We start from the raw sequence: 19283 nt of genomic DNA, 5'->3' as shown, positions 1-19283 counted from the left end.
GCCCAGACGCGCGTAGTGGATGCCTGCCACGCGGGTCGCGGTGCCGGCCGCCGGGACGGGCGCACCCGCGCGGTGCGGTCAGGTCGTGGTGGTGGGGCCAGGGCCCTCGGGCTCCCTGGCCCGAGGGCGATGCGGCAGAAGGAACGGCGTCCCCAGGAGCAGCACACCGGCGACGCCGATCGCCGTCCGTGCGTCGGTGACAGCGGCCAGGACGCCCCACAGGGCGGTCAGCCCGGCGATCGCACCGGTGCCGGTCACCTTCCAGGCCACCAGGACCCGCCCGATCCGCTCGGCCGGCACCCGCTGGAGACGCTCGGTGGCAGACAGCGGGTTGAACACGCCCATGCAGGTGATCATGACCAGTTCGACGGCGACGACCAGGACCACACCGGCGTTCCCGGGCATGACGAAGAACAACCCGACCGGCCACAGGGCACGAAGTGCCCCGGAGGTGATCAGGACGCGGCGGCGCCCGTAGCGGCCTTCCAGGTACGGCGCGACGCGGGCGCCGGCGAATCCGCCGACGCAGGGCAGGCCGAACGCGAGCCCGTACTGCCATGCCACCCAGTGCAGGTCACCCAGCAGCAGGACGGCCAGCAGCGGTTCGGTAGCCATGATCAGCGCGTTGACGGCCACGGTGTTCCAGAACAGCGGGCGCAGGTGCCGGTCGTCGTGGAGGAACCTCCAGCCCGCGACCAGGTCGCAGGCCCGCAGCTTCCCGGCCTTGACCCGCTGGGAACCGGTCTCCTTCTGCCGGATGGCGCCGATCCCGAGCGCGGACAGCAGGAAACCGGCCGCGGTGGCGCTCACGGTGACCGCGGGTCCGAGCAGGCTGATCGCCGCCCCGCCCACGGTCGGGCCGACCGCCGTGGCCGTCCACGTGACGGACTCGAAGCGGCCGTTGGCCACCAGCAGGTGGTCCGGGCGCACGAGCTGCCGGAGGTACGCGCCGCCGGCGGCGGCGAACGCGATGTTCGCCGCCGCACTGATCACGGTGACGACCAGCAGCTGGAGGTAGGACAGCAGTCCGGCGAAGTACGCGGCTGGGATCGTCAGCAGGGCGCCGAACCGCACCAGGTCGGCGACGATCATGACCAGCTTCTTCCGCCGGGCTTCGACCCACGGACCGAGCGCAAGCGCGAGGAGCGCGCCGACCGCCGAGCCGGCAGCCGCCAGCGTCGAAACCTCCGCCGGGCCGACATGGAGCACCTGGATCGCGAGCAGGGGGAACGCGCCGAACCCCAGCCACGTACCGGCCGTGGAGGCGGCGTAGGCCGACCACAGCCGTCCGAACGGGCGTCCGAGCTCTTGCCGCGCCACGAGAAACCTCCGTCACAACCCATCGCTGACGGCGAGGATTCGACCAGACGAAGCAGCCCCCGAGCCAACAACCGCAGCGTCAGTGAGCCACAACCGCTGGTTGTCCCGGGGTAAGGTGCGGGCGTGGACATCGAAGCCGTGCGTACCTTCGTCGCCGTCGTGGAGACCGGGCGGTTCCACGAAGCCGCCGTGGAGCTGCGCATCACCCAACAGGGCGTCTCCAAGCGCATCGCCGGCCTGGAACGCACCCTCGGGGTGACGCTGTTCGCCCGCACCGCACGCGGCGCCCGCCCCACCCTGGACGGGCAGGCGTTCCTCCCGCACGCCCGCGAGGTCCTGCGGGCCGTGGAACGGGCGGCCGCCTCGGTACGCCCCGGCGAGCGCGCACTGCGCGTGGACGTGCTCGGTCGACGCATCGCCCCGGGCCTCGCCCTGCGCGGGTTCTACGAGTCCCGTCCGGGCACGGAGCTGGACGTGGTCACGCTCGCGGACGCCAACGCGACCAGGGCAGCCGAGGCCGTGCGGACCGGCGAGATCGACGCGACCTTCCGTGCCGTACCCGAGGGCGACCTGCCCGAAGGGATCAGCGCCGAACGTGTCCTGGACGACCCGCTGCAACTGCTCGTCGGCCCCCGCCACCCGCTCGCCGCCGCACGGACCCTGACCCCGGCCGACCTGGCCGGTCACCGGATCTGGATCCCGGGCATCAAGCAGGGCACCGAGTGGGCCGCCTACTACGACGAGCTGACCGAAACCTTCGGCCTGCGCATCGACGCGGTCGGACCCGACTTCGGGAACGAAGCACTGATGGACGCGATCGCCGACTCCGCCGCACTGGCCACACTCGTCGGAACCCGGGACCGGTACGTGTGGCCGACGGCCCACGACCTGCGGCGGATCCCGGTCGAAGGACCGACACCGGTCTACCCGCACTCGTTCCTGTACCGGACGGCCAACCCCCACCCGACCCTCACGGCGCTGCGCGCACATCTCCTCCAGGCACGACCGACGCCGCCTGACGACATGTGGACACCGACCTGGGCCCGCTCGCACTCCTGAGCCGACGCAGGTCCCCTCATCCCCTGAGAACGCCCCCCGTCAACCCTGCCCCTCGGTTCGGCCGTCGACCAGGATCACCTCAAGAGTGCGCGGGCCGTGGACGCCCTCGACCCGGTTCAGCTCGATGTCGCTGGTGGCCGAGGGACCCGAGATCCACGTCTGCGGCCGCCCGGGAGCCAGCCGTTCGAGTGCCTGCGGTACGGACCCGACGACCTGGTCCGGCACCCGTACGACGCAGAGGTGATGGTCGGGCACCAGAGTGATCCGGCGCCTGCCCTGGTCGGGCCCGCCGTCCAGGACGATCGTGCCGGTCTCGGCGATCGCGACCGCGCAGCCCGTCACCACGCTGTCCACGGCGTCGAGTGCGTACGCCGTGTCCGCCTCCCGGTCGGGCACCAGGGCCAGGACCGGGTCGGCGGCAGCCAGCCACCCGGGCGGGAGCCCCGGCGGTACGAGCACCGACCGCGAGCCGTGCGCGGCCAGCAGCCGCTTCAGCAGCTGGGGCAGCTCTGCTGCGTCCACCCGGTGCACGAGCGCCCGGTAGTCCGCGAGGTTCTCCGCGAGCAGGTCGACCGTCCGCGCGGTCGTCCGGTCGCCGTGCACGCGCAGATAGCCGCGCTCCACCCGGACGTCCTGCGGCCGCTCGTCGCGCGGCACATCCGCCAGCGCCCGGCGCACCCGCGCCAGCACCCGTTCCCTGCCGCTGCTCACCGGGCTCCTCCACGCGTGCGCTGCCACCAGTGCCTGAACGACTCCGCGGGCACCTCAGGCAGCGCCCGCGTGTCGCTCCACGCCCGCCCCGGCCCCGGCAGCCGCTTCGGATGGATGCGGCGCGTACGGGACGCCAGCCGCTGGCCGGCCCGCAGCGCGCCCGGGTGGTCCAGCGCCCAGCGTGCCGCGCGCATCACCGCCCGCTCGCCCCGGTGCCCCTTCGCGGGCTTGATGGTGACCCGCTCCCCGTTCCTGGTCACCTCGCCGCCCTCCACCACCCGCTCCCGCAAGTGCACCAGCACCTCCGGGATGTCGATGGCGACAGGGCACACGTCGTAGCAGGCCCCGCACAGCGAGGACGCGTACGGCAATGAGGCGTCGACCTCGCTCGCGATGCCCCGCAACTGCGGGCTGAGGATCGCGCCGATGGGCCCCGGGTAGACCGAGCCGTACGCGTGGCCGCCCGCCCGCTCGTACACCGGGCACACGTTGAGGCAGGCCGAGCAGCGGATGCAGCGCAGCGCCTGGCGTCCCACCTCGTCCGCGAGCGTGTCCGTGCGGCCGTTGTCCAGCAGGACCAGGTGGAAGGCGCGCGGCCCGTCGCTGTCCGTCGTACCCGTCCACATGCTCGTGTACGGGTTCATCCGCTCCGCCGTCGAGGAGCGCGGGAGTGTCTGCAGGAACACTTCGAGGTCCCGCCAGGTCGGAACAACCTTCTCGATGCCCACGACGGAGATCAGCGTCTCGGGGAGGGTCAGACACATCCGGCCGTTGCCCTCGGACTCGACCACGACGAGCGTGCCGGTCTCCGCCACCATGAAGTTGGCGCCGGAGATCCCGACCTCGGCGCGGAGGAACTTCTCCCGCAGATGGACGCGGGCCGCCTCGGCCAGCTCGGCCGGGTCGTCGCTCAGCCCGGCCGGGGCAGCCCTGCCCCAACTCCCCATCTCGGCCCGGAAGATGTCGCGGATCTCGCCCCGGTTGCGGTGGATGGCGGGCACCAGGATGTGCGACGGCCGGTCGTCGCCGAGCTGCACGATGAGCTCCGCGAGGTCGGTCTCGTACGCGCGGATGCCTTCGGCCTCCAGTGCCTCGTTGAGCCCGATCTCCTGCGTGGCCATCGACTTGACCTTGACCACTTCGCTCCGGCCGGTCCGCTTCACCAGCCCGGTCACGATCCGGTTCGCTTCCCCGGCGTCCGCGGCCCAGTGCACGGTGCCGCCCGCCGCCGTGACCGACTCCTCCAACTGAACGAGGTAGTGGTCGAGATGGCGCAGCGTCCGCTCCTTCACGTCCCTGCCGGCCGCACGCAACCGCGCCCAGTCGTCCAGCTCCGCCACGGCCTTCGCTCGCTTGTCGCGGATGGTGTGCGTGGCGTGGCGAAGGTTTCCGCGCAGTGTCTCGTTCCGCACGGCGTCCCGCGCCGCTGCCGGGAACGCCGGCATCCCGAGATACGTACCGCTCGTACCGCTCATGCGTAGGGCTCCTCCTCGGTCGCGGCGAGAATCTCCGCGATGTGCACGGGCCGCACCGAGGACCCCCGCCTGGCGAGCGTGCCGCCGATGTGCAGGAGGCAGGAGCTGTCGACCGCGCACACCGCTCCGGCGCCCGTGGACTCGATGGCGTGCGCCTTGTCCGCGCCCATGGCCGCCGACACCGCGGCGTTCTTCACGGCGAAGGTGCCGCCGAAACCGCAGCACTCCTGCGCGCCCGGCAGCTCGCGCAGCTCCAGCCCCTTGACCCGCTCCAGCAGTCTGCGCGGCCGCTCTCCCAGACCCAGCAGGCGCAGCCCGTGGCAGGTGGGGTGGTAGGTGACGGCGTACGGGAACCAGGCACCGACATCGGTCACCCCGAGGACATCGACCAGGAACTCCGTCAGCTCGTACGTCTTCGGCACGGCCCGCCCCGCCGCCTCGGCCAGTGCCTGGCCGCGCCCCTCGGCGGCCGCCTTCGCCCCGATGCGCGGGTAGTTGTCCCGGACCATCGCGGCGCAGGAACCGGACGGCGTGACGACGTACTCGTAGTCGGCGAAGGCGGCGTCGAAGCGCCGTACCAGCGGCTCGGTCTCGTGACGGTAGCCGGTGTTGAACTGCGGCTGCCCGCAACAGGACTGGGCCTGCGGAAACTCCACCTCCACACCAAGCCGTTCCAGCAGCCGCACCACGGCTTGCCCGGTGCGCGGAGAGAGAGTGTCGTTCACGCACGTGACGAAGAGAGCTACGCGCACACCACGCTCTCCTTCCTTGTGCCTGTGCCTGTCCTTGTGTTGATACGGTCTGGGGCCTCGTCCCACGCCGTACGACCGCCCGCCGGATCGTAGTACCGCGACGCCCGCGGTGGCGCGCAGCAGCGCCCGCAGACCGGCGAGTCGCCCGCCGGCCACGCGCGGCCGCCCGCCTGAAGGGCCGCCGCGTGCGCGCCAGCTGTGCCGGCCGGCGGCTCCTGGCACTCCGGAGCGCCCCTGCCTCACCTGCCGCCCGCGAGGGGGACCGCCGCCGCGATGCGTCCACCGGCGCCGAAGTGGAGATGATCGAGGCTGTCACCGTACGGCCAGTCCTCCGCCCGGTGGAAGCACAGGTCTGTGGGGATCGGCGCCTGGCGCAGGTCCGCGACATGGGTTCCGGCGGGGAGGCCGGTGACGGCGGCCCGCAGCGGGTCGGTGGACGAAGCCCACTCGTCCAAGGGGGCCGGACGGGTCCACGGCTCACCGGTGTTCGGAAAGAACCAGGTGGTGGCCCCGGCGAGGGAACGCGCGAAGTCGGGGCTGCCGGCCGCGTCGCGGGCAAGACGAGCCACGGTCAGCAGCAGGTGCGGAAGCGACTCCGCCAGCAGAGTGACCTCGGGGAACTCCCGGAGGCTGCTCGGGTCGGTGGGCACCGAGACGGCGTACCCCCACTCACCGGTGTCCACGTCGACGCGGATCTGCGCGAGGGCGGTGTGGCGCCCGTACACGACCCGGGCGACGGGCCAGTACGTCCCGTCGCCGCCCATCATGCGGTGCACCTCGGGGTCCACGCTGTGCTCGGGCGCCCCGGGCAGCAGCTTCAGTTCCGGCAGGCCCGCCATGCGCACCCCGCCGATCTCACGCAGTACGTCGCGAATGCCGGCGGGTACGGGCACCGGCCAGGTATCCATCTCCGCGTCGCCGCAACCGTCCTGCAGGGCCACGAGGCCGGGCAGCTCGGCGGCCAGCGCGCGCAGCCCGGCGGCGGCCCGCGGGCCGGCATCGTCGGGGACCCGGTGACGGCGTACGCCGCCGCGCAGGAAGTCGCCGCTCACCATGCTGCGAATGAGCAGCACCTTGCCGTCCCCGGCCAGCCGGAAGTCGACTTCGCTGCTGCCGGTGTCGGCGGTGTTGTAGTCGGTCGAGTGGTACGGCTCCCAGCTGACGCCGCACGGATAGGCCGGCAGCGAGCGCAGATCGACCAGGTCGGTGAGCGAATCTCCGCGCCCGACCAGGGCCAGCAGCTCGGCGTCCGTATCCGCGCTCTCGGCGATCTCCACGGACGGGACGGCTCCGGTGAAGACCGTGGGAAGGGGGCGGTCCTCGGGAGTGCCGCCGTCGGCGAGGCGCTCGGCGAGACCGAGGAGCCAACCGGTGAAGTCCGGTGCCTCGACGGTGACTTCCGGCTCGTCGTACGGCTGGACTGCTACGACCGGGCCCCAGTCGGAGCGCCGTGCTCCGTCCACGCCGACGAGGAGCGAACCCTGGCCCCGGTTCAGCTCTCCGAGCGTCCAGTGGCCGTCCGCGAAGGGGCGGCGGCCGTGGGAGCCGCCGCGGGGTCCGAACACGTATCGGGAGTCGCCGGCCTCCAGGCCACCGGTCACGCGCAGCACGACGCGTACCGCTTCCGGTACGCGGACCGGCCACGTGTCCAGCTCCGCGTCCGTGCAGCCGTCGAGCAGTACGATGCCGTCCGGCCGTCGTGCCGCCAGCGCCCGCAGCGCTCCGACCGCGGCCTCTGCCCGCGCCGTACTCTCGTCGGTCATGTGGATCCCGCCCCCGTTGTGCCTTGTCCGGCGATCGTGGGTTGTGGTGCGTGCCGTACCGGTCGATGATCCACGGCGTCGGCGTTCCATGTCCAACAAGGCGGGACCAGAGCGAGGGGGAGCCGGCACGGGCGCGGGCGCGGGGGCCGGGGTGGGAAGCGGATGTGCGGCGGGCACCAGGCCCCGCCCGGCAAGTCCCCAGCCCCACACCGCCCGTGGGGCCTGTCCGGCGGATCTCGCCGGACAGGCCGCTGATTTCTGGAAGGGCTCAGCGCTTGAGCGTGAAGGTGAAGTCGCCGGAGAGCTTGCCGCTCAGCCGGACTGCCGAAACGAGTCTGCCCTCCGTGATCAGCCTCTCGGCCTCGGCCCGCGAAAGACCGCAACCCTCAGCGATCAGTCGCACCGGCCGGACAGGGATGCGCGCCGCGAAGCGGACCGAGACGTCGATCACCTCGCGGTCCATGTGCTCCGATCCGCCGGTGTCGAGGCGCCAGGCGTTGTCCCAGTCGAGGGCGATGCGATTACGGCGCCGCACGACCGGATCCTGGAGCAGTTCAGCTGTCAGGCCAGGGTCGTTGTCATGCAGCCGGTCCAGCAGCTCAGGTCGTACGGAGCGCACATGCACCCGCTCCAGGACTGTGAGCTTCGCCGTTTCCCCGCAACCGGTACAGAGCACGAGGAGCCAGGCGTCGAGGAACTTGTGGTTCGCGTTGACGCGGAACTTACCGCTTGCCCGGAAGCGCTCGGCCGCGCACGCGTGGCAACGGCGGAGAACGATCGGCAGGCAGGTGGGCACAACCACCCAGGTATTGAGCACAGAAGTACACCGGTTTCAGTGAGAAGTCCGCAGCAAAAAGCAGCGCGGCGCACATGCGCGACGCGCGACGAATCAGCGCTCGGGAGGTCTCACAGGGTGTACAACGGCACGTCCTTGCCCTCGACGACTTGGTTCGGCAGCACGGTAATGGCGCACAGCGAAGCTGTTCCACTGGTTTTCGAGCGCCTCACCGCGAGGTTCTGTCCGGCGGACCGCTGGTCGCAGGCACGGGACGACGCCGTTCCCCGCCTGGCCGAGGCTGCAACAGCAGCGGCGCGAGGCTGAGCGAAAGGAGCGGGAAGCGGCCGCGCTTGCGGCGACGCGCTTCTCACCGGCCCTGGTCAGGGCCGTCAAAGGCGCCGAGGAAGTCATTGCGACCGCGGGCAGTACGACGTTTGGCACGCTGGAGCGCCGCCGCCAGGCGGTGTGCGTAACCATGGAGCAACAAGCCCGCCGTACTGCGGCCGCTCGGCTCAAGTCCGCCACCATGGAGGGGTACGCCGCCGAGGACGAACTGAAGCGTCTCCTCCAGCTCACGCAGGAACTGTTCCGGGCGCTGCGTGCCGCCGAGGAACTGTTTCCTCCCGCTGAGGCGGTCAAGGCCGCGACGAGCCGCTACAGCGCCCGCGTCGACCAGATCGTCGCCGCACGCTACGGCTCCCTTCCGGCGAACGGCGACGGAGCCCATGAGGAGCGCCGCGCCCTGGACGCTGCTCGGCGGCGAGTCGAGCAGCCGTAGCGGGGGAGCGGCGTACGCCTGGAGGAGGGCACGCCGCCGGACATGCCACGTCTGTTGGCACGCACGACAGGGACGCCGTCCGCCACGTGCCATTGCTGCGCCTGGTGACAGGGCGTGGATCGACTTCAACATCGTGAACCGCACGGACCGCAAGGGGCATAGATGCACGGCATGCACTACCTCCGCACCTCGGGCAACCTCGCCGCCGTGCAGGTGTGCGGATGGTCCAGCCTGCCTCCGCAGACAGTGGCCGGGCCGGAGCGTCCCTCCACGGCAGTGGTTTCTGCGCCGGCGGCTGACGACCCCTCCCGCCGGCAACCACCGGGTTCGCCGACGTGGCGCCGCCCCCGTACCTGCCGCGTGCCAGGGGCTGGTCCGGGTCCCCGCCGTGTGACACCGAGGCGATCGGCGGCCACGACACGCGAGCGCTGAGCCGTCCGCAGCCGCTCGCCCGTGTCCGTTGCGCGACAGGAGGGCCGGCCGTGCGATGCGTGAGCCCGGGCATGGGCGGGCCCGGCCCGGGGCGAATTATCCCGGGCCGGGCGAGACTTCGTCCGCCGGTCAGCTCGGCATGTTCGCGAACATGCCGGGCTCGTACGAACCCCCCGGGTTGTGCACGATCACGTTCATCCGGGTGGCGGCGTTGACCAGTGAGACCAGGCAGACCAGCGCACCGATCTGGTCGTCGTCGTAGTGCTTGCGCACCTCGGCCCAGGTCTCGTCGGTGACGCCGTGGTCGCCGAGCCGGGTGCCCTCCTCGGCGAGAGCCAGCGCTGCCCGCTCGGCCTCGGTGAACACGGTGCTGTGGCGCCAGGCGGCGACCAGGTTGAGCCTGAGCGCGGTCTCACCCGCAGCCGCTGCCTCCTTGGTGTGGACGTCGACGCAGAAGCCGCAGCCGTTGATCTGGCCGACCCGCAGCTCCACCAGCTCCCGCAGGGTCCTGGGCAACGTCGACTGCTCAAGAACCGACGCGACGTTGTAGAACCGCTTGGTGATCTTCGAGGCGGTCGGGCTGTCGAACAGGTTGAAACGAGCTTCCATGGCTTCGTCCTCACTCGTGGAGTTGTGCGCCGCGCCGATCGTTCGCGCCGATCGTTCGCACGGCGTCGTGACGGCATGGAGATGCCGCCGCCCCGGTTTCTGTGACAGCGGTGTCATGTGACGTGCGCCACCCCCGCCGGGTGTCACGCGGCGGTGGGGACCGGTGTCTTGTGTGCGTCACGGTCGACACCGAACAGGCGGGAGCCAGTCATGGGCGAGCGCGGCGAGCGAACAGCGGGCACAGTCGAGGCGCTCGCCCGAGGCGGCCGTACGGACTCCGCCACCCAGGCGTTCGTCGCCCACCGCAACCTGCTGTTCACGGTCGCCTACGGGATGCTCGGCTCGGCCGCCGACGCGGAAGACGTCCTGCAGGAGACCTGGATGCGCTGGGCGGGCGTCGCTCCCGACACCGTGCGGGATCAGCGCGCCTACCTGGTCCGCATCACCACCCGCGAGGCGCTGATCCGGCTGAGCACACTCCGTCGGCGCAAGGAGTCCTACGTCGGCCCCTGGCTGCCCGAGCCGCTGCTCACCACCCCCGACGTGGCCGAGGACATCGAGCTGGCCGACAGCATCTCGATGGCGATGCTGCTGGTCCTGGAGACGCTCACGCCGAACGAGCGGGCGGTGTTCGTACTGCGCGAGGTGTTCGATCTGGCGTACGAAGAGATCGCGGAAGCCGTCGGTAGGAGCCTGGCCGCCGTCCGCCAGATCGCGCACCGCGCGCGGGCACACGTCGCGGCGCGTCGACCGCGCGGGGCCGTCTCTCCGGCGGAGGCCCGAGAAGTGCTCAAGGCGTTCGAGCGGGCGATCGAGACGGGTGATCTGCAAGGCCTCCTGGACATCCTCGCGCCGGATGTCGTCCTCCTGGGTGACGGCGGCGGAGTCGTGCAGGCCGTGCGGGAACCCGTCGTCGGAGCCGGCCCAGTGGCAGAGCTGTTGTCCGGCCAGGGCAGGTTCGGCGCCGCGGCATCGCTGCAGCCGGCGCACGTCAACGGCTGTCCGGCGTTGATTCTCCGGCTCAGCGGCGAGATCGACACCGTCCTGGCGGTGCGCGTCGACAGCGGCCTCGTCGCCGGGCTCTTCGTCGTGCGCAACCCGGTGAAGCTGTCACACGTCGAGCGGGCGACCACTCTGCGCCGCTAGCAAGTACTTCCCCCGTGAGGTGAGCCGGCTGTTCGCGGCGACGTGTGGGCTCGCGGAGGGGCTGGATGGTGGGCAGAACCGGGACACTGCGCATGTCGACTTGATAGGCAAGTGAATGCTTGCCTATTGTGGAGTCGTGGCCGACGACCTCTTCAAAGCCTTGGCCGACCCCACGCGCCGGACCATCCTCGACGAGCTCGCGGAGAAGTCCGGACAGACTCTGTTCGAGATCTGCTCCCGACTGAGCATGAAGCACCAGCTCGGCATCTCGCGCCAGGCGGTCTCCCAGCACCTCGCCGTGCTCGAGGCCGCCGGGCTCGTCGAGACCAGGCGGGAGGGCCGCTACAAGTTTCACGACCTGAACACGGCCCCGCTGCGGCAGATCGCCGAGCGATGGCTCGTGCCCGACACATCCGGACCAGGGAAGAGCGCCCCATGAAGATTCATCTGACCAGTGTCTTCGTCGACGACCAGGCCAAGGCCGAGCGCTTCTACACCGAGATCCTCGGCTTCGTGAAGAAGCACGACGTCCCGGTGGGCGAGAAGGACAGGTGGCTGACCGTCGTCTCGCCCGACGAGCCCGACGGCACCGAACTCCTCCTCGAGCCCGCAGGCCACCCGGCCGTCAAGACCTACCAGGACGCGCTCGTCGAGGACGGCATCCCGCTCGCTCAGTTCGCCGTCGACGACGTGAAGGCCGAGTACGAGCGCATGCGCGGCCTCGGCGTCCGCTTCACACAGGAGCCCTTGGAGATGGGGCCCGTCACCACCGCCGTCTTCGACGACACCTGCGGCAACCTGATCCAGATCGCGACCACGCCGCAGTAGGCGGTTCCCGTATGAGCAGGCCGGGCGCGGCGTCGACCGGGTCCGCGCCCACGACTCTCCGGACCGCCCCGACACTGCTGCCGCTACTCGGCTGCCGAAGGGGCCATGAGGGTGGGCGGCCAATGAGGGCATTGATGGTTTGCCGTGGGCCGGAGAACGGCGTAATGGTCACGCCATCGGACACGCGCCCGGTCGGCCCCCACCGCCCTCACCGCCCTCACCGGACAGTCGCCCTGGGCCGGTGACGAGGTGTCATGAGGTGCTGAGACGCGGCACCCCCGAAACCACCAGGGCCCGAGCCGGTCACTGAACGGCGAGGGCGTGGTGAGGCTACGCCGGCCCTTGTGCCCGGTGCCGCTTGGCGTACGACCAAGTCACCGCGGTCATCAGCGCTGGGATGGCGAACAGCGGGGCGAAAGCGGCAACCCAGACCGTCTGGGCCGCGCCACTCGCCAAGTACGTCTGGCTCTCGACGGCGAAAGCGACCACGAGTTGCCACAGCGCCACCAGGAGCAGGACGCCCGATGCGGTCCAGGCAAACGCGGAGAGGGCCCGGGGGCGCAGCGGCCGCCACCGGTCGCTGACGAGCAGCAGCGGGAACAGGGCGGCCAACTCGGCAAGGACGGACAGACCGACGACGTACGCGATGCCCCAGCCCGGGATGCCGTACATGTCGCGCAGCACTTGGTCGCTGTAGCCCACATGGACACCGGATGCCATGGCGACGCGCCAGAGGCCGGACGGGACCGCGCACAGCGCGATGGCGTGGGCGGCGCGACGCGCCCAGACCGGCGCGGGCGCAGCGGCGGGGAAGGTTTCGTTCGCTGTCGTCATAGTGCCCATGCTGGTCCCGGGCGTGGCAGCCGTGCGTCGTCCGCTACGGCGTACTGCCTCCGCCCTGCGGCGGAGGGCGCATCCTTTGGAGGGAGGATTCGAGGAGCCGCCTCCACGGCAACTACCGTCCTCAGCTAGGATGTTGACGTGCCCGGATTGTCGGTACGGCACTAGAGTGAGACGGTGACCTCTCTGCGGGAAGACCCGCCGTCGCTGATCAGCGAGGACGACCGCGATACGGCCGTGCGGCGCCTTCAGGAGGCGTACGCCGAAGGGAACATCCCACACGAGGAGTTGGACGAACGCCTCCACCAGGTGCTCACCGCCACGACACGCACCGACCTCGTGCCGCCGCTGGCCGCGCTCCCGGAGGAGAAAGCGGGCCCCACGTCCACGATTGCCGCCGCTGGCGGGCGGATCCGACGGCGCGGGGTATGGCGGGTACCTCGGACCCTCAAGGTCGAGTCCGCGTTCGGCAGGGTGCACCTGGATCTGTCGCGGGCGGTCATCGAGCATCCGGTGGTCGACATCGAGTTGCAACTCGGCACCGGCAGGGCCAAGATCACGGTACCTCGCGACGCGATCGTCGACTTCGAGGGTCTGCACACCGGGTGGAAAGACACGCTCTACAAGAGCCGGCGGCACTCCCGCCCCGGTGGGCCGAGGATCCGGATCTCCGGGACCATGGGGTTCGGACGGTTGCGGATCCGCCACGCGCGGCATTGAGGCCCCGTCCGGCTTCCTTGTGTAAGGGCAGTGACGCCCTTCGCGCGGGCATGCTGAGGGGGCGAGGGCCGGCGGGCCCCCGCCCGTGTGTCTTCGCTACCTCCTGGGTGTCGCCTTCGTGTCGCCATCCGGATGCGGTGGTGTGCCGGCCGATGGTGAACGAGGTTCTGTCTCTCCGATCACAGTGGTCGTCCGGGCGCTCAGCCACCGTGACGGGTCCTGGAGGGCATCGCCTCCAGGACCCCTAGGCCATCAGCGCCGATCGTGGTCCGGGCGCGCGATCCTGAATTTGGCCACGTTCTCCCCGGTGGCCCACCGGTGGAAGCCGGCCTTCTCCAAGACTCGGACCGAGGCCGGGTTCGACAGCTCCACGTCGGCGGACACGGTGTGGACATCTGGCAAGGTGAGGGCGAACTCGGCCAGGGCCCGGGTGGCCTCGGGGGCATAGCCCCGGCCACGGCGGGAGGCCACGATGCCGTATCCGATCTCAAGGACGCCCGTGCTGGGCGGCCAGAACAACCCGATGGAGCCCACCACCAAGCCGCTGTCGCGCTCGATGATCAGACGGTGGCCACAGGTGCCGAGCCAGTCGGGGTGCTGGTCGAAGAGGCCCGCGATCACGCGATCACCTTCGGCGGGAAAGTCGTCCGCCCAGTGCGGGGACCGGGTGCCGTCGAGGACCGCAGCGGTCTCGCTCATGGCCCAGGGCCGCAGGACGAGGCGCTTGGTGCCCACGTGGGCATGGGCAGGTGAAGGAGGGGAAGACATGTGTCTCTCCTGGTCGTTGGAACGACCGGCCGCGCTCTGCTATGACGCGGGCCGGATGAGGGCATGCTGATGAGGGCCGACGGCGGCCATATTCATCAACCTCCCCATCCCGAGATCACGCGTCTGTCGCGCTGGCGTGAGCGTAGTAGCCCCTCTTCGGCTAGGACAACCCATTTCCAGGTCGCTGACCGGGGCTTACGCTCGCTGAAGGCCGTATCCCTTCGAGCGGCGGCTCATTGTTCTGACGGCGTAAGCACTGCCGACAGGCTGTCAGCCGACGGCGCCCAGCAGCAGTTTCGCGGCCGCCGTCGCCCCGTCGGCGTCGCGGACTGTGCCCGCCACGGTTGCGGCCCGTGCGCGTGTCTCTGAGGTCAGGGCCGTCTTGAGAGCGGCTGACAAGGACTCGGTGGTCGGCGTCGGACCGTCGTGCGCCGCGCCGATGCCCAGGTCGGCCACCCGGCCGGCCCAGTACGGCTGGTCCGCCCCCTGGGGCACCACCACCTGCGGCGCGCCGGCCCGGGTGGCGGTCGTTGTCGTACCCGCGCTGCCGTGGTGCACGACGGCGGCCACTCGGCCGAACAGAGCCTGATGATTGACCTCGCCGACGACGAAGCAGTCGTCCTGGTCGTCGATCAGGGCGAGGTCGGCCCAACCCCGGCCGACGATCACCCGGTGGCCCTGCGCGCGGATCGCCTCGACGGCCACCCGGGCGAAGTCCTCCGGGGGTCTCACGGGCATGCTGCCGAAGCCCACGTACACCGGTTGCCTGCCCGCGTCCAGGAACGCTGCCAACTCGGCGGGGAGCGGGCGATCGTCGGTCAGGACCCACGCGCCGGTCTGCACCACGCCGAGGTCCGCCGACTCCGGCCACGGGTCCAGGGTCGGATCGGTGGCCAGCCACGGGTGGTCGGTGAAGGCGTAGTCGCGGACGTTGTCCACCGGCGGCAGGCCGGCTGACGCCCGCTGGGTGTTGAGCATCTCGCCGAACATCGTGTTCGCGATCTGGGCGTCCAGGTTCCACAGCGCGCGGTTGTCGGTCACGTCCTCCGGCAGGGGTTGGCCCCGGCGCGCGGGCGGCCGACGGTACGGCGATGGCAGGCTGACCGGCTGGTGGCTCACATGCACGTAACGGATGCCCAGTTTCTCGGCCGCCGACCGCGCGCCGGCCGTCACCGGCAATGGGCCGGTCGCCACCAGTGCGTCACATCCCTCGGCCGCCGCGGCGACCGTGTCGAACTGCGCGGCCATCAACTCGGCCGCACGCTGCGCGATGCCCACCGCCGACCCCGGCTGCACCGTGGTCACCAGTGGGCGCACCGGCCGCCCGGTCGGCACCATCTCCACGCCGACCTCGGCCAGGCGATTCGCGAACTCCTCGTCCGGCGGCGCGCACACCCGCACCTGCGCTCCGAACTCCCGCAACCGCACCGCGAGTCCCGCCATCGGTTCCACGCTCCCGCGCGCCCCGTACGTCGTCAACGCCACACGCATCTTCGTGACTCCCATGTCCGCGGGTCCAGGCTTCGGTGGGTGATTCTGCGGTACGACCGGGGCCTTGCCGCAAGCCCCCCGGTGCGCTATAGGTTGATCACGGAAGGGGCGGGGGCTCTACTCTGCCTCAACGGACGGTACTGATGAACGGTTCCTGGAGACGCGGTCGCGGTCAGCGGCACAGGGCCGTGTCCACGACACTCTCCAGATGCTTGGTGGCTTCCCCGTCGGCCGGGTTGCTGGTCCGCCACACTGGCGGCGCGGCCGCCGCCGGTTGCTCCACCCCGGGTCTCGTATCCCGCGATGTCACCGCCGTGGCCCCAGTAGGAACCGCCGCACGACAGCGGCCTGCTCATGAGCCCGGGGGCGAAGTCGGCCTTGCGCTGCAGAGCGATGTCCAGGAGGTCGCGGGGTTCGAAGTACCGGCGCTGCAGGATGTCGTCCTCGACCTCCTTCTCGTAGTCGGGAACTCCCCTGGCGTGCTGGAGCAACTGACGGACGGTGATGCGGCGTCCGTCGATCCCCTCTCTCCGCGGACGAGGCCCGGCAGGCAGGTGTCGACCTTCGCGTCGAGGACGATCTTCCCTTCACCGACCAGTTGCAGTACGACCACCGCCGTGAACGTCTTGGTGTTGCTGCCGATCAGCCACTCCTACCGAGTCGTGGGGAAACCAGCGGTTGTGTGGGGCCCAGCATTCCCGGGTGCGACCGCCTGGGACGATCCTGCTACCCGCCCACCTGCAGGTGGGGTCAACCCCCCGGGCGCTCGCGCCCAGCCGATGGCGAATGGGGGACTGGTGGGAGTGGAGGAAGGGGAGTTGGAGCCTCACGCGACAGAGGGGCGTCCGCGCCCCAGGGGCCTGAAGTGCTACCGGGGCCTGAGCTGGGTGTGCGCGAACAATGAGCGCAGCTCGGTGGCGTCCGGAGCGGAAGTCAGGAAGGCTGGGGCGCATGGTTTCGGTTTTGCAGAACGTGGCGATTGACTGTGCGAATGCCTACGAGCTGGCTCGGTTCTGGAGCAGTGTGACGGGCTGTCCGGTGCATCCTGACGTCAGACCGGGTGATCGGGAGACGCAGGTACTGCTTGCGGAGGGCCCAGAGCTGTACTTCAATCAGGTGCCCGAGGCCAAGACCACCAAGAATCGGATCCATCTGTGTTTGCGCCCTGAGACCTCACGCGACCAGGAGGTGGACCGCCTGCTGAGCCTCGGGGCCACCTTTGTCGCTGATCACCGGAATCCTGATGGTTCAGGCTGGGCAATCCTCGCGGATCCCGAGGGCAACGAATTCTGCGTTCTGCGGAGCGAGTCCGACCGAGCCGCCATGAATTCCTGACGCTGACGCGCTGTTCTGGCCGGTTTCGCACGGGAGTTGGTCACCGCCACACGTTGAGCTCCGCATGATGGTCACGGGACAGCCGTTGGCCGCGGCGGTGCAGGGTTGCCAGAGCACGCGGCACGAAGCTGGCGTCGCCTCTGCGCGCGTGACACCCTGATGACCGTGATCATCAGGGTGAGTGAGGCACGCATACGCCCTGGACGGTTCGAGGCGTTCCGCGACATGATCGTCTCTGCGGTACGCGAGTTTCCCAGCCTCTACCCAGGGCTGCTGGACCACGAGGTGCTGCTCGCGCCACCCGACTCGCTGCTGTACGTGAGTCGCTGGCGCGGCGAGCAGGACCTGGTCGACTACGCCGGGGAGCACTGGCGAGACGAGCCCGTAGTTCTCCCGGGCGAGGACGAGCACCTCGTTTCGCCACTTCGGGTGCGGCACTTCACGGTTGCGTCGCTGAGCTAGCCAAGCTGTCGGGGCACCGGCTGTCAGCGCTCCCCGCTCAAGGGCTGCCGTCGCTGCCGTTGCCTTGGACGCTCGCCTCGTGGAGGACGCCGGCCGAGGCGCCTCCTCCGTCGGAGGTTCGCTTTCAGTGGTGCTCGGCGCACGGGATCGCTGGTTTCCTGAACGCCCTCCCTCGCCTGCCGGTACGCTGTAACAGAAGGTGTTGCAGTAAGGGGGGAAGGGATGGCGGCGAACAGCCGATTGACCATCGCGACGCATGTCTTGGCGTGGTTGGCCTTGGCGCAACGCCGGGGCCGGGAGGTTCTCACTTCGGATCAGGTCGCGGCCAGCGTCAACACCAATCCCGTGATCATCCGGCGCAGCCTCGGTGACCTGAGGCGTGCGGGCCTGGTGGAGGTCCGCCACGGCGCCGGGGCGGGCTGGAGCCTCGCGCGGAGCCCGGAGGGGATCACCCTGCTTGAGGTGTACGACGCCGTCGGCGCGCAGCCACCGTTCGGCCTGCACCACACCGAGCCCAATCTGGAGTGTCCGGTCGGCCGAGGCATCCGGCCCGCGCTGAGCGACGTCTACAGCCGGGTCGAGCGGGTCGTGCGACAGGAGCTGGCCGACACGTCGATCGCCGATGTGCTCCGCGAGACGCTGCTGAAGTAGCCGACGGGCCGTTGGGGCGACGGTCGCCACACCCTCTGTTGTAACAAACATTGTTTCATTAACTGAATCAGGAGTAGGACTGGTGGATGTTCTACGGTGTCCGGTCGTCGAGCTGCGGCAGTACACGCTGCACCCAGGACAGAGAGACGTACTGATCGATCTGTTCGACCGGGAGTTCGTCGAGCCCCAAGAGGCAGTCGGCATGACCGTCCTGGGGCAGTTCCGTGACCTGGACGATCCCGACCGGTTCGTCTGGCTCCGCGGCTTCGACGACATGCCGAGCCGTGCCGAGGGGCTCGGGGACTTCTATGGCGGGCCCGTCTGGCAGGCGCACCGCGACCAGGCGAACGCGACGATGGTCGACTCCGACGACGTACTGCTGCTGCGGCCGGCCTCGGCGGGCGGCGGGTTCCCACCGCCGATCGGTGCCCGGCAAGCCCCCGGCGAGCCGGCGGCGATGCCGCCGTCGCCGTTCCTCGCCACGATCTGGTACGGCCACGGCCCCTTCGACACCGCGTTCGTCGAGTTCTTCGAGCGACGGGTGCGGCCCGTACTGGCGGAGACCGGCGGCGAGCCACTGGTGTACCTACGGTCGGAGCACGCCACGAACACCTTCCCGGCGCTGCCGGTGCGGATGAACGAGGAGGTCTTCGTGTGGTTCGCGCGTTTCACCGACGAAGGCTGCATCGACGATCACCTGCATCGCTTGGAGCGTTCAGAACGCTGGCGCGAGGAGGTGCTGCCGACCGTCTCGGACCGGTGGGCCAGGACCCCGCAGCGGCTACGGCTGGCGCCCACGGAGCGGTCGCTGCTGCGGTGAGCCCGAGGGTGGAAGGGCCTCGTACCACACATACGGGCTCTCTGACGTGGTGCGAAAGGCCAGAGCACGCCGGTACTCGAACTCACCGGCCAGTCTCACCTTTCGCCGGAGCCCGGGGCGGCGGAGGCGGACGACGACACGTTGATCGAGAAGCTGCGGGCCCGCGCTTGGGATCCGGGACTACGTTTCGACAGCGCAAGGTCCCAGCCACGTGGAGGGCCGAGCGCTACGGGCCGGACCACGTGACAAGGATCCGCGCCCACATCGTGGGGCACGTCAGTGACGGGACGATCGCCCTCAAGTCACACACGGACGAAGTGGCCGCCTACTACGCGCACGCTCCACGCGGACCGCTGTTCCCTCCCGTCACGCCGGCAGAAGTGGAGAACGCAGAACGCGCCATCGGGCGCCGCCTGCCCGAGCTGCTCCGGCGCGTCTACACCGAGGTGGCCAACGGCGGCTTCGGCCCCGACCGCGGCCTCGCGTCCCTGACCGACGGCAGCCGCGCGCCGGGGCACCTGACCGACTGACCGTCTGCTGTGAGC

General features: G+C 70.4%; 21 protein-coding genes and 1 pseudogene. 11 read left to right on the top strand and 11 right to left on the bottom strand.

From position 1 onward, the window contains the following. Positions 1 to 78: 78 nt before the first annotated feature. Positions 79 to 1320, bottom strand: coding sequence for an MFS transporter (locus tag IE185_RS15220; RefSeq protein ID WP_138898684.1), 1242 nt, complete (start codon positions 1318 to 1320; stop codon positions 79 to 81). A gap of 123 nt (positions 1321 to 1443) precedes the next feature. Between IE185_RS15220 and IE185_RS15215 the strand changes: the two genes are divergently transcribed. Further along, the gene (locus tag IE185_RS15215) at positions 1444 to 2379 is read left to right on the top strand and encodes a LysR family transcriptional regulator (protein WP_138898683.1); all 936 of its coding nucleotides are present in this window, start codon (positions 1444 to 1446) and stop codon (positions 2377 to 2379) included. A gap of 39 nt (positions 2380 to 2418) precedes the next feature. On the opposite strand, the gene IE185_RS15210 is transcribed toward IE185_RS15215, so the two are convergent. From IE185_RS15210 to IE185_RS15190, 5 genes are all read right to left on the bottom strand, one after another. Next, positions 2419 to 3090, bottom strand: coding sequence for a LutC/YkgG family protein (locus tag IE185_RS15210; protein WP_189715329.1), 672 nt, complete (start codon positions 3088 to 3090; stop codon positions 2419 to 2421). After that, a complete protein-coding gene (locus IE185_RS15205; protein WP_138898402.1) occupies positions 3087 to 4565 on the bottom strand; it encodes a lactate utilization protein B in 1479 nt (492 codons plus the stop codon). Before IE185_RS15205 ends, IE185_RS15210 begins: the two co-directional genes overlap by 4 nt. Continuing rightward, positions 4562 to 5317 carry a (Fe-S)-binding protein gene (locus IE185_RS15200; RefSeq protein ID WP_138898403.1) on the bottom strand — a complete coding sequence of 252 codons (756 nt, stop codon included), beginning with the start codon at positions 5315 to 5317 and terminating at the stop codon, positions 4562 to 4564. The genes IE185_RS15205 and IE185_RS15200 overlap by 4 nt, the downstream gene beginning before the upstream one ends. A 239-nt stretch (positions 5318 to 5556) precedes the next feature. After that, a complete protein-coding gene (locus tag IE185_RS15195; protein WP_138898404.1) occupies positions 5557 to 7080 on the bottom strand; it encodes a hypothetical protein in 1524 nt (507 codons plus the stop codon). A 268-nt stretch (positions 7081 to 7348) separates the two neighbouring features. After that, on the bottom strand, positions 7349 to 7897 hold the full coding sequence (locus tag IE185_RS15190; protein WP_138894170.1) for a DUF1062 domain-containing protein: 549 nt from the start codon (positions 7895 to 7897) through the stop codon (positions 7349 to 7351). Between the two features lie 436 nt (positions 7898 to 8333). On the opposite strand from IE185_RS15190, the gene IE185_RS15185 reads away from it, so the two are divergent. After that, positions 8334 to 8636, top strand: coding sequence for a hypothetical protein (locus tag IE185_RS15185; RefSeq protein WP_138894169.1), 303 nt, complete (start codon positions 8334 to 8336; stop codon positions 8634 to 8636). Between the two features lie 561 nt (positions 8637 to 9197). Here the strand turns inward: IE185_RS15185 and IE185_RS15180 are convergent. Continuing rightward, positions 9198 to 9677: a carboxymuconolactone decarboxylase family protein gene (locus IE185_RS15180; protein WP_138894168.1), complete on the bottom strand. Its 480-nt coding sequence runs from the start codon at positions 9675 to 9677 to the stop codon at positions 9198 to 9200. A 210-nt stretch (positions 9678 to 9887) separates the two neighbouring features. Here IE185_RS15180 and IE185_RS15175 point away from each other — a divergent pair, with 210 nt between their 5' ends. The 3 genes from IE185_RS15175 (at position 9888) to IE185_RS15165 (ending at position 11651) form a co-directional block, all read left to right on the top strand. Continuing rightward, on the top strand, positions 9888 to 10823 hold the full coding sequence (locus IE185_RS15175) for an RNA polymerase sigma-70 factor (RefSeq protein WP_138894167.1): 936 nt from the start codon (positions 9888 to 9890) through the stop codon (positions 10821 to 10823). Between the two features lie 136 nt (positions 10824 to 10959). Continuing rightward, positions 10960 to 11262, top strand: a complete 303-nt coding sequence (locus IE185_RS15170) for an ArsR/SmtB family transcription factor (RefSeq protein ID WP_189715327.1) — start codon at positions 10960 to 10962, stop codon at positions 11260 to 11262. Further along, positions 11259 to 11651 (top strand): VOC family protein, encoded by a 393-nt coding sequence (locus IE185_RS15165; RefSeq protein WP_138894165.1) that lies wholly within the window; start codon positions 11259 to 11261, stop codon positions 11649 to 11651. The genes IE185_RS15170 and IE185_RS15165 overlap by 4 nt, the downstream gene beginning before the upstream one ends. Positions 11652 to 11981: 330 nt before the next feature. On the opposite strand, the gene IE185_RS15160 is transcribed toward IE185_RS15165, so the two are convergent. After that, complete coding sequence (locus IE185_RS15160) at positions 11982 to 12494, bottom strand: hypothetical protein (RefSeq protein ID WP_138894164.1); 513 nt, start codon at positions 12492 to 12494, stop codon at positions 11982 to 11984. Between the two features lie 174 nt (positions 12495 to 12668). Here IE185_RS15160 and IE185_RS15155 point away from each other — a divergent pair, with 174 nt between their 5' ends. Then, complete coding sequence (locus tag IE185_RS15155; protein ID WP_138894163.1) at positions 12669 to 13211, top strand: DUF1707 SHOCT-like domain-containing protein; 543 nt, start codon at positions 12669 to 12671, stop codon at positions 13209 to 13211. 252 nt (positions 13212 to 13463) lie between these two features. Here IE185_RS15155 and IE185_RS15150 read toward each other — a convergent pair whose 3' ends face one another. From IE185_RS15150 to IE185_RS15140, 3 genes and pseudogenes are all read right to left on the bottom strand, one after another. After that, positions 13464 to 13979: a GNAT family N-acetyltransferase gene (locus IE185_RS15150; protein WP_138894162.1), complete on the bottom strand. Its 516-nt coding sequence runs from the start codon at positions 13977 to 13979 to the stop codon at positions 13464 to 13466. Between the two features lie 270 nt (positions 13980 to 14249). Then, the gene (locus IE185_RS15145; protein ID WP_138894161.1) at positions 14250 to 15470 is read right to left on the bottom strand and encodes a glycosyltransferase; all 1221 of its coding nucleotides are present in this window, start codon (positions 15468 to 15470) and stop codon (positions 14250 to 14252) included. 172 nt (positions 15471 to 15642) lie between these two features. Further along, positions 15643 to 16113 (bottom strand): annotated as a pseudogene (locus IE185_RS15140) (serine hydrolase domain-containing protein); the annotation flags it as partial. Between the two features lie 308 nt (positions 16114 to 16421). Here IE185_RS15140 and IE185_RS15135 point away from each other — a divergent pair. From IE185_RS15135 to IE185_RS33140, 5 genes are all read left to right on the top strand, one after another. Beyond that, entirely contained in the window at positions 16422 to 16805 is a 384-nt protein-coding gene (locus IE185_RS15135) for a VOC family protein (RefSeq protein ID WP_138894160.1), read from the top strand. Between the two features lie 159 nt (positions 16806 to 16964). Beyond that, entirely contained in the window at positions 16965 to 17267 is a 303-nt protein-coding gene (locus IE185_RS15130) for an antibiotic biosynthesis monooxygenase (protein WP_138894159.1), read from the top strand. 222 nt (positions 17268 to 17489) lie between these two features. Then, complete coding sequence (locus IE185_RS15125; RefSeq protein WP_138894158.1) at positions 17490 to 17918, top strand: Rrf2 family transcriptional regulator; 429 nt, start codon at positions 17490 to 17492, stop codon at positions 17916 to 17918. Positions 17919 to 18000: 82 nt separating this feature from the next. Beyond that, the gene (locus tag IE185_RS15120; protein ID WP_229843520.1) at positions 18001 to 18738 is read left to right on the top strand and encodes an NIPSNAP family protein; all 738 of its coding nucleotides are present in this window, start codon (positions 18001 to 18003) and stop codon (positions 18736 to 18738) included. 380 nt (positions 18739 to 19118) lie between these two features. Continuing rightward, positions 19119 to 19268 (top strand): hypothetical protein, encoded by a 150-nt coding sequence (locus IE185_RS33140; RefSeq protein ID WP_229843519.1) that lies wholly within the window; start codon positions 19119 to 19121, stop codon positions 19266 to 19268. Positions 19269 to 19283 lie beyond the last annotated feature (15 nt).

This window comes from Streptomyces chryseus, from assembly GCF_014650755.1.
Classification (GTDB): Bacteria; Actinomycetota; Actinomycetes; order Streptomycetales; family Streptomycetaceae; genus Streptomyces; species Streptomyces chryseus.
Note: the sequence above shows the minus strand (reverse complement) of the source record. Positions and strands in the feature narration are given on the sequence as shown.

Bases quoted from the DNA above. Each gene is read 5' to 3' on its own strand.
- IE185_RS15205 (WP_138898402.1), bottom strand. From the start codon at position 4,565: ATGAGCGGTACGAGCGGTACGTATCTCGGGATGCCGGCGTTCCCGGCA.
- IE185_RS15195 (WP_138898404.1), bottom strand. From the start codon at position 7,080: ATGACCGACGAGAGTACGGCGCGGGCAGAGGCCGCGGTCGGAGCGCTG.
- IE185_RS15185 (WP_138894169.1), top strand. From the start codon at position 8,334: ATGGAGCAACAAGCCCGCCGTACTGCGGCCGCTCGGCTCAAGTCCGCC.
- IE185_RS15180 (WP_138894168.1), bottom strand. From the start codon at position 9,677: ATGGAAGCTCGTTTCAACCTGTTCGACAGCCCGACCGCCTCGAAGATC.
- IE185_RS15175 (WP_138894167.1), top strand. From the start codon at position 9,888: ATGGGCGAGCGCGGCGAGCGAACAGCGGGCACAGTCGAGGCGCTCGCC.
- IE185_RS15165 (WP_138894165.1), top strand. From the start codon at position 11,259: ATGAAGATTCATCTGACCAGTGTCTTCGTCGACGACCAGGCCAAGGCC.
- IE185_RS15160 (WP_138894164.1), bottom strand. From the start codon at position 12,494: ATGGGCACTATGACGACAGCGAACGAAACCTTCCCCGCCGCTGCGCCC.
- IE185_RS15150 (WP_138894162.1), bottom strand. From the start codon at position 13,979: ATGTCTTCCCCTCCTTCACCTGCCCATGCCCACGTGGGCACCAAGCGC.
- IE185_RS15145 (WP_138894161.1), bottom strand. From the start codon at position 15,470: ATGCGTGTGGCGTTGACGACGTACGGGGCGCGCGGGAGCGTGGAACCG.
- IE185_RS15135 (WP_138894160.1), top strand. From the start codon at position 16,422: ATGGTTTCGGTTTTGCAGAACGTGGCGATTGACTGTGCGAATGCCTAC.
- IE185_RS15130 (WP_138894159.1), top strand. From the start codon at position 16,965: ATGACCGTGATCATCAGGGTGAGTGAGGCACGCATACGCCCTGGACGG.
- IE185_RS15125 (WP_138894158.1), top strand. From the start codon at position 17,490: ATGGCGGCGAACAGCCGATTGACCATCGCGACGCATGTCTTGGCGTGG.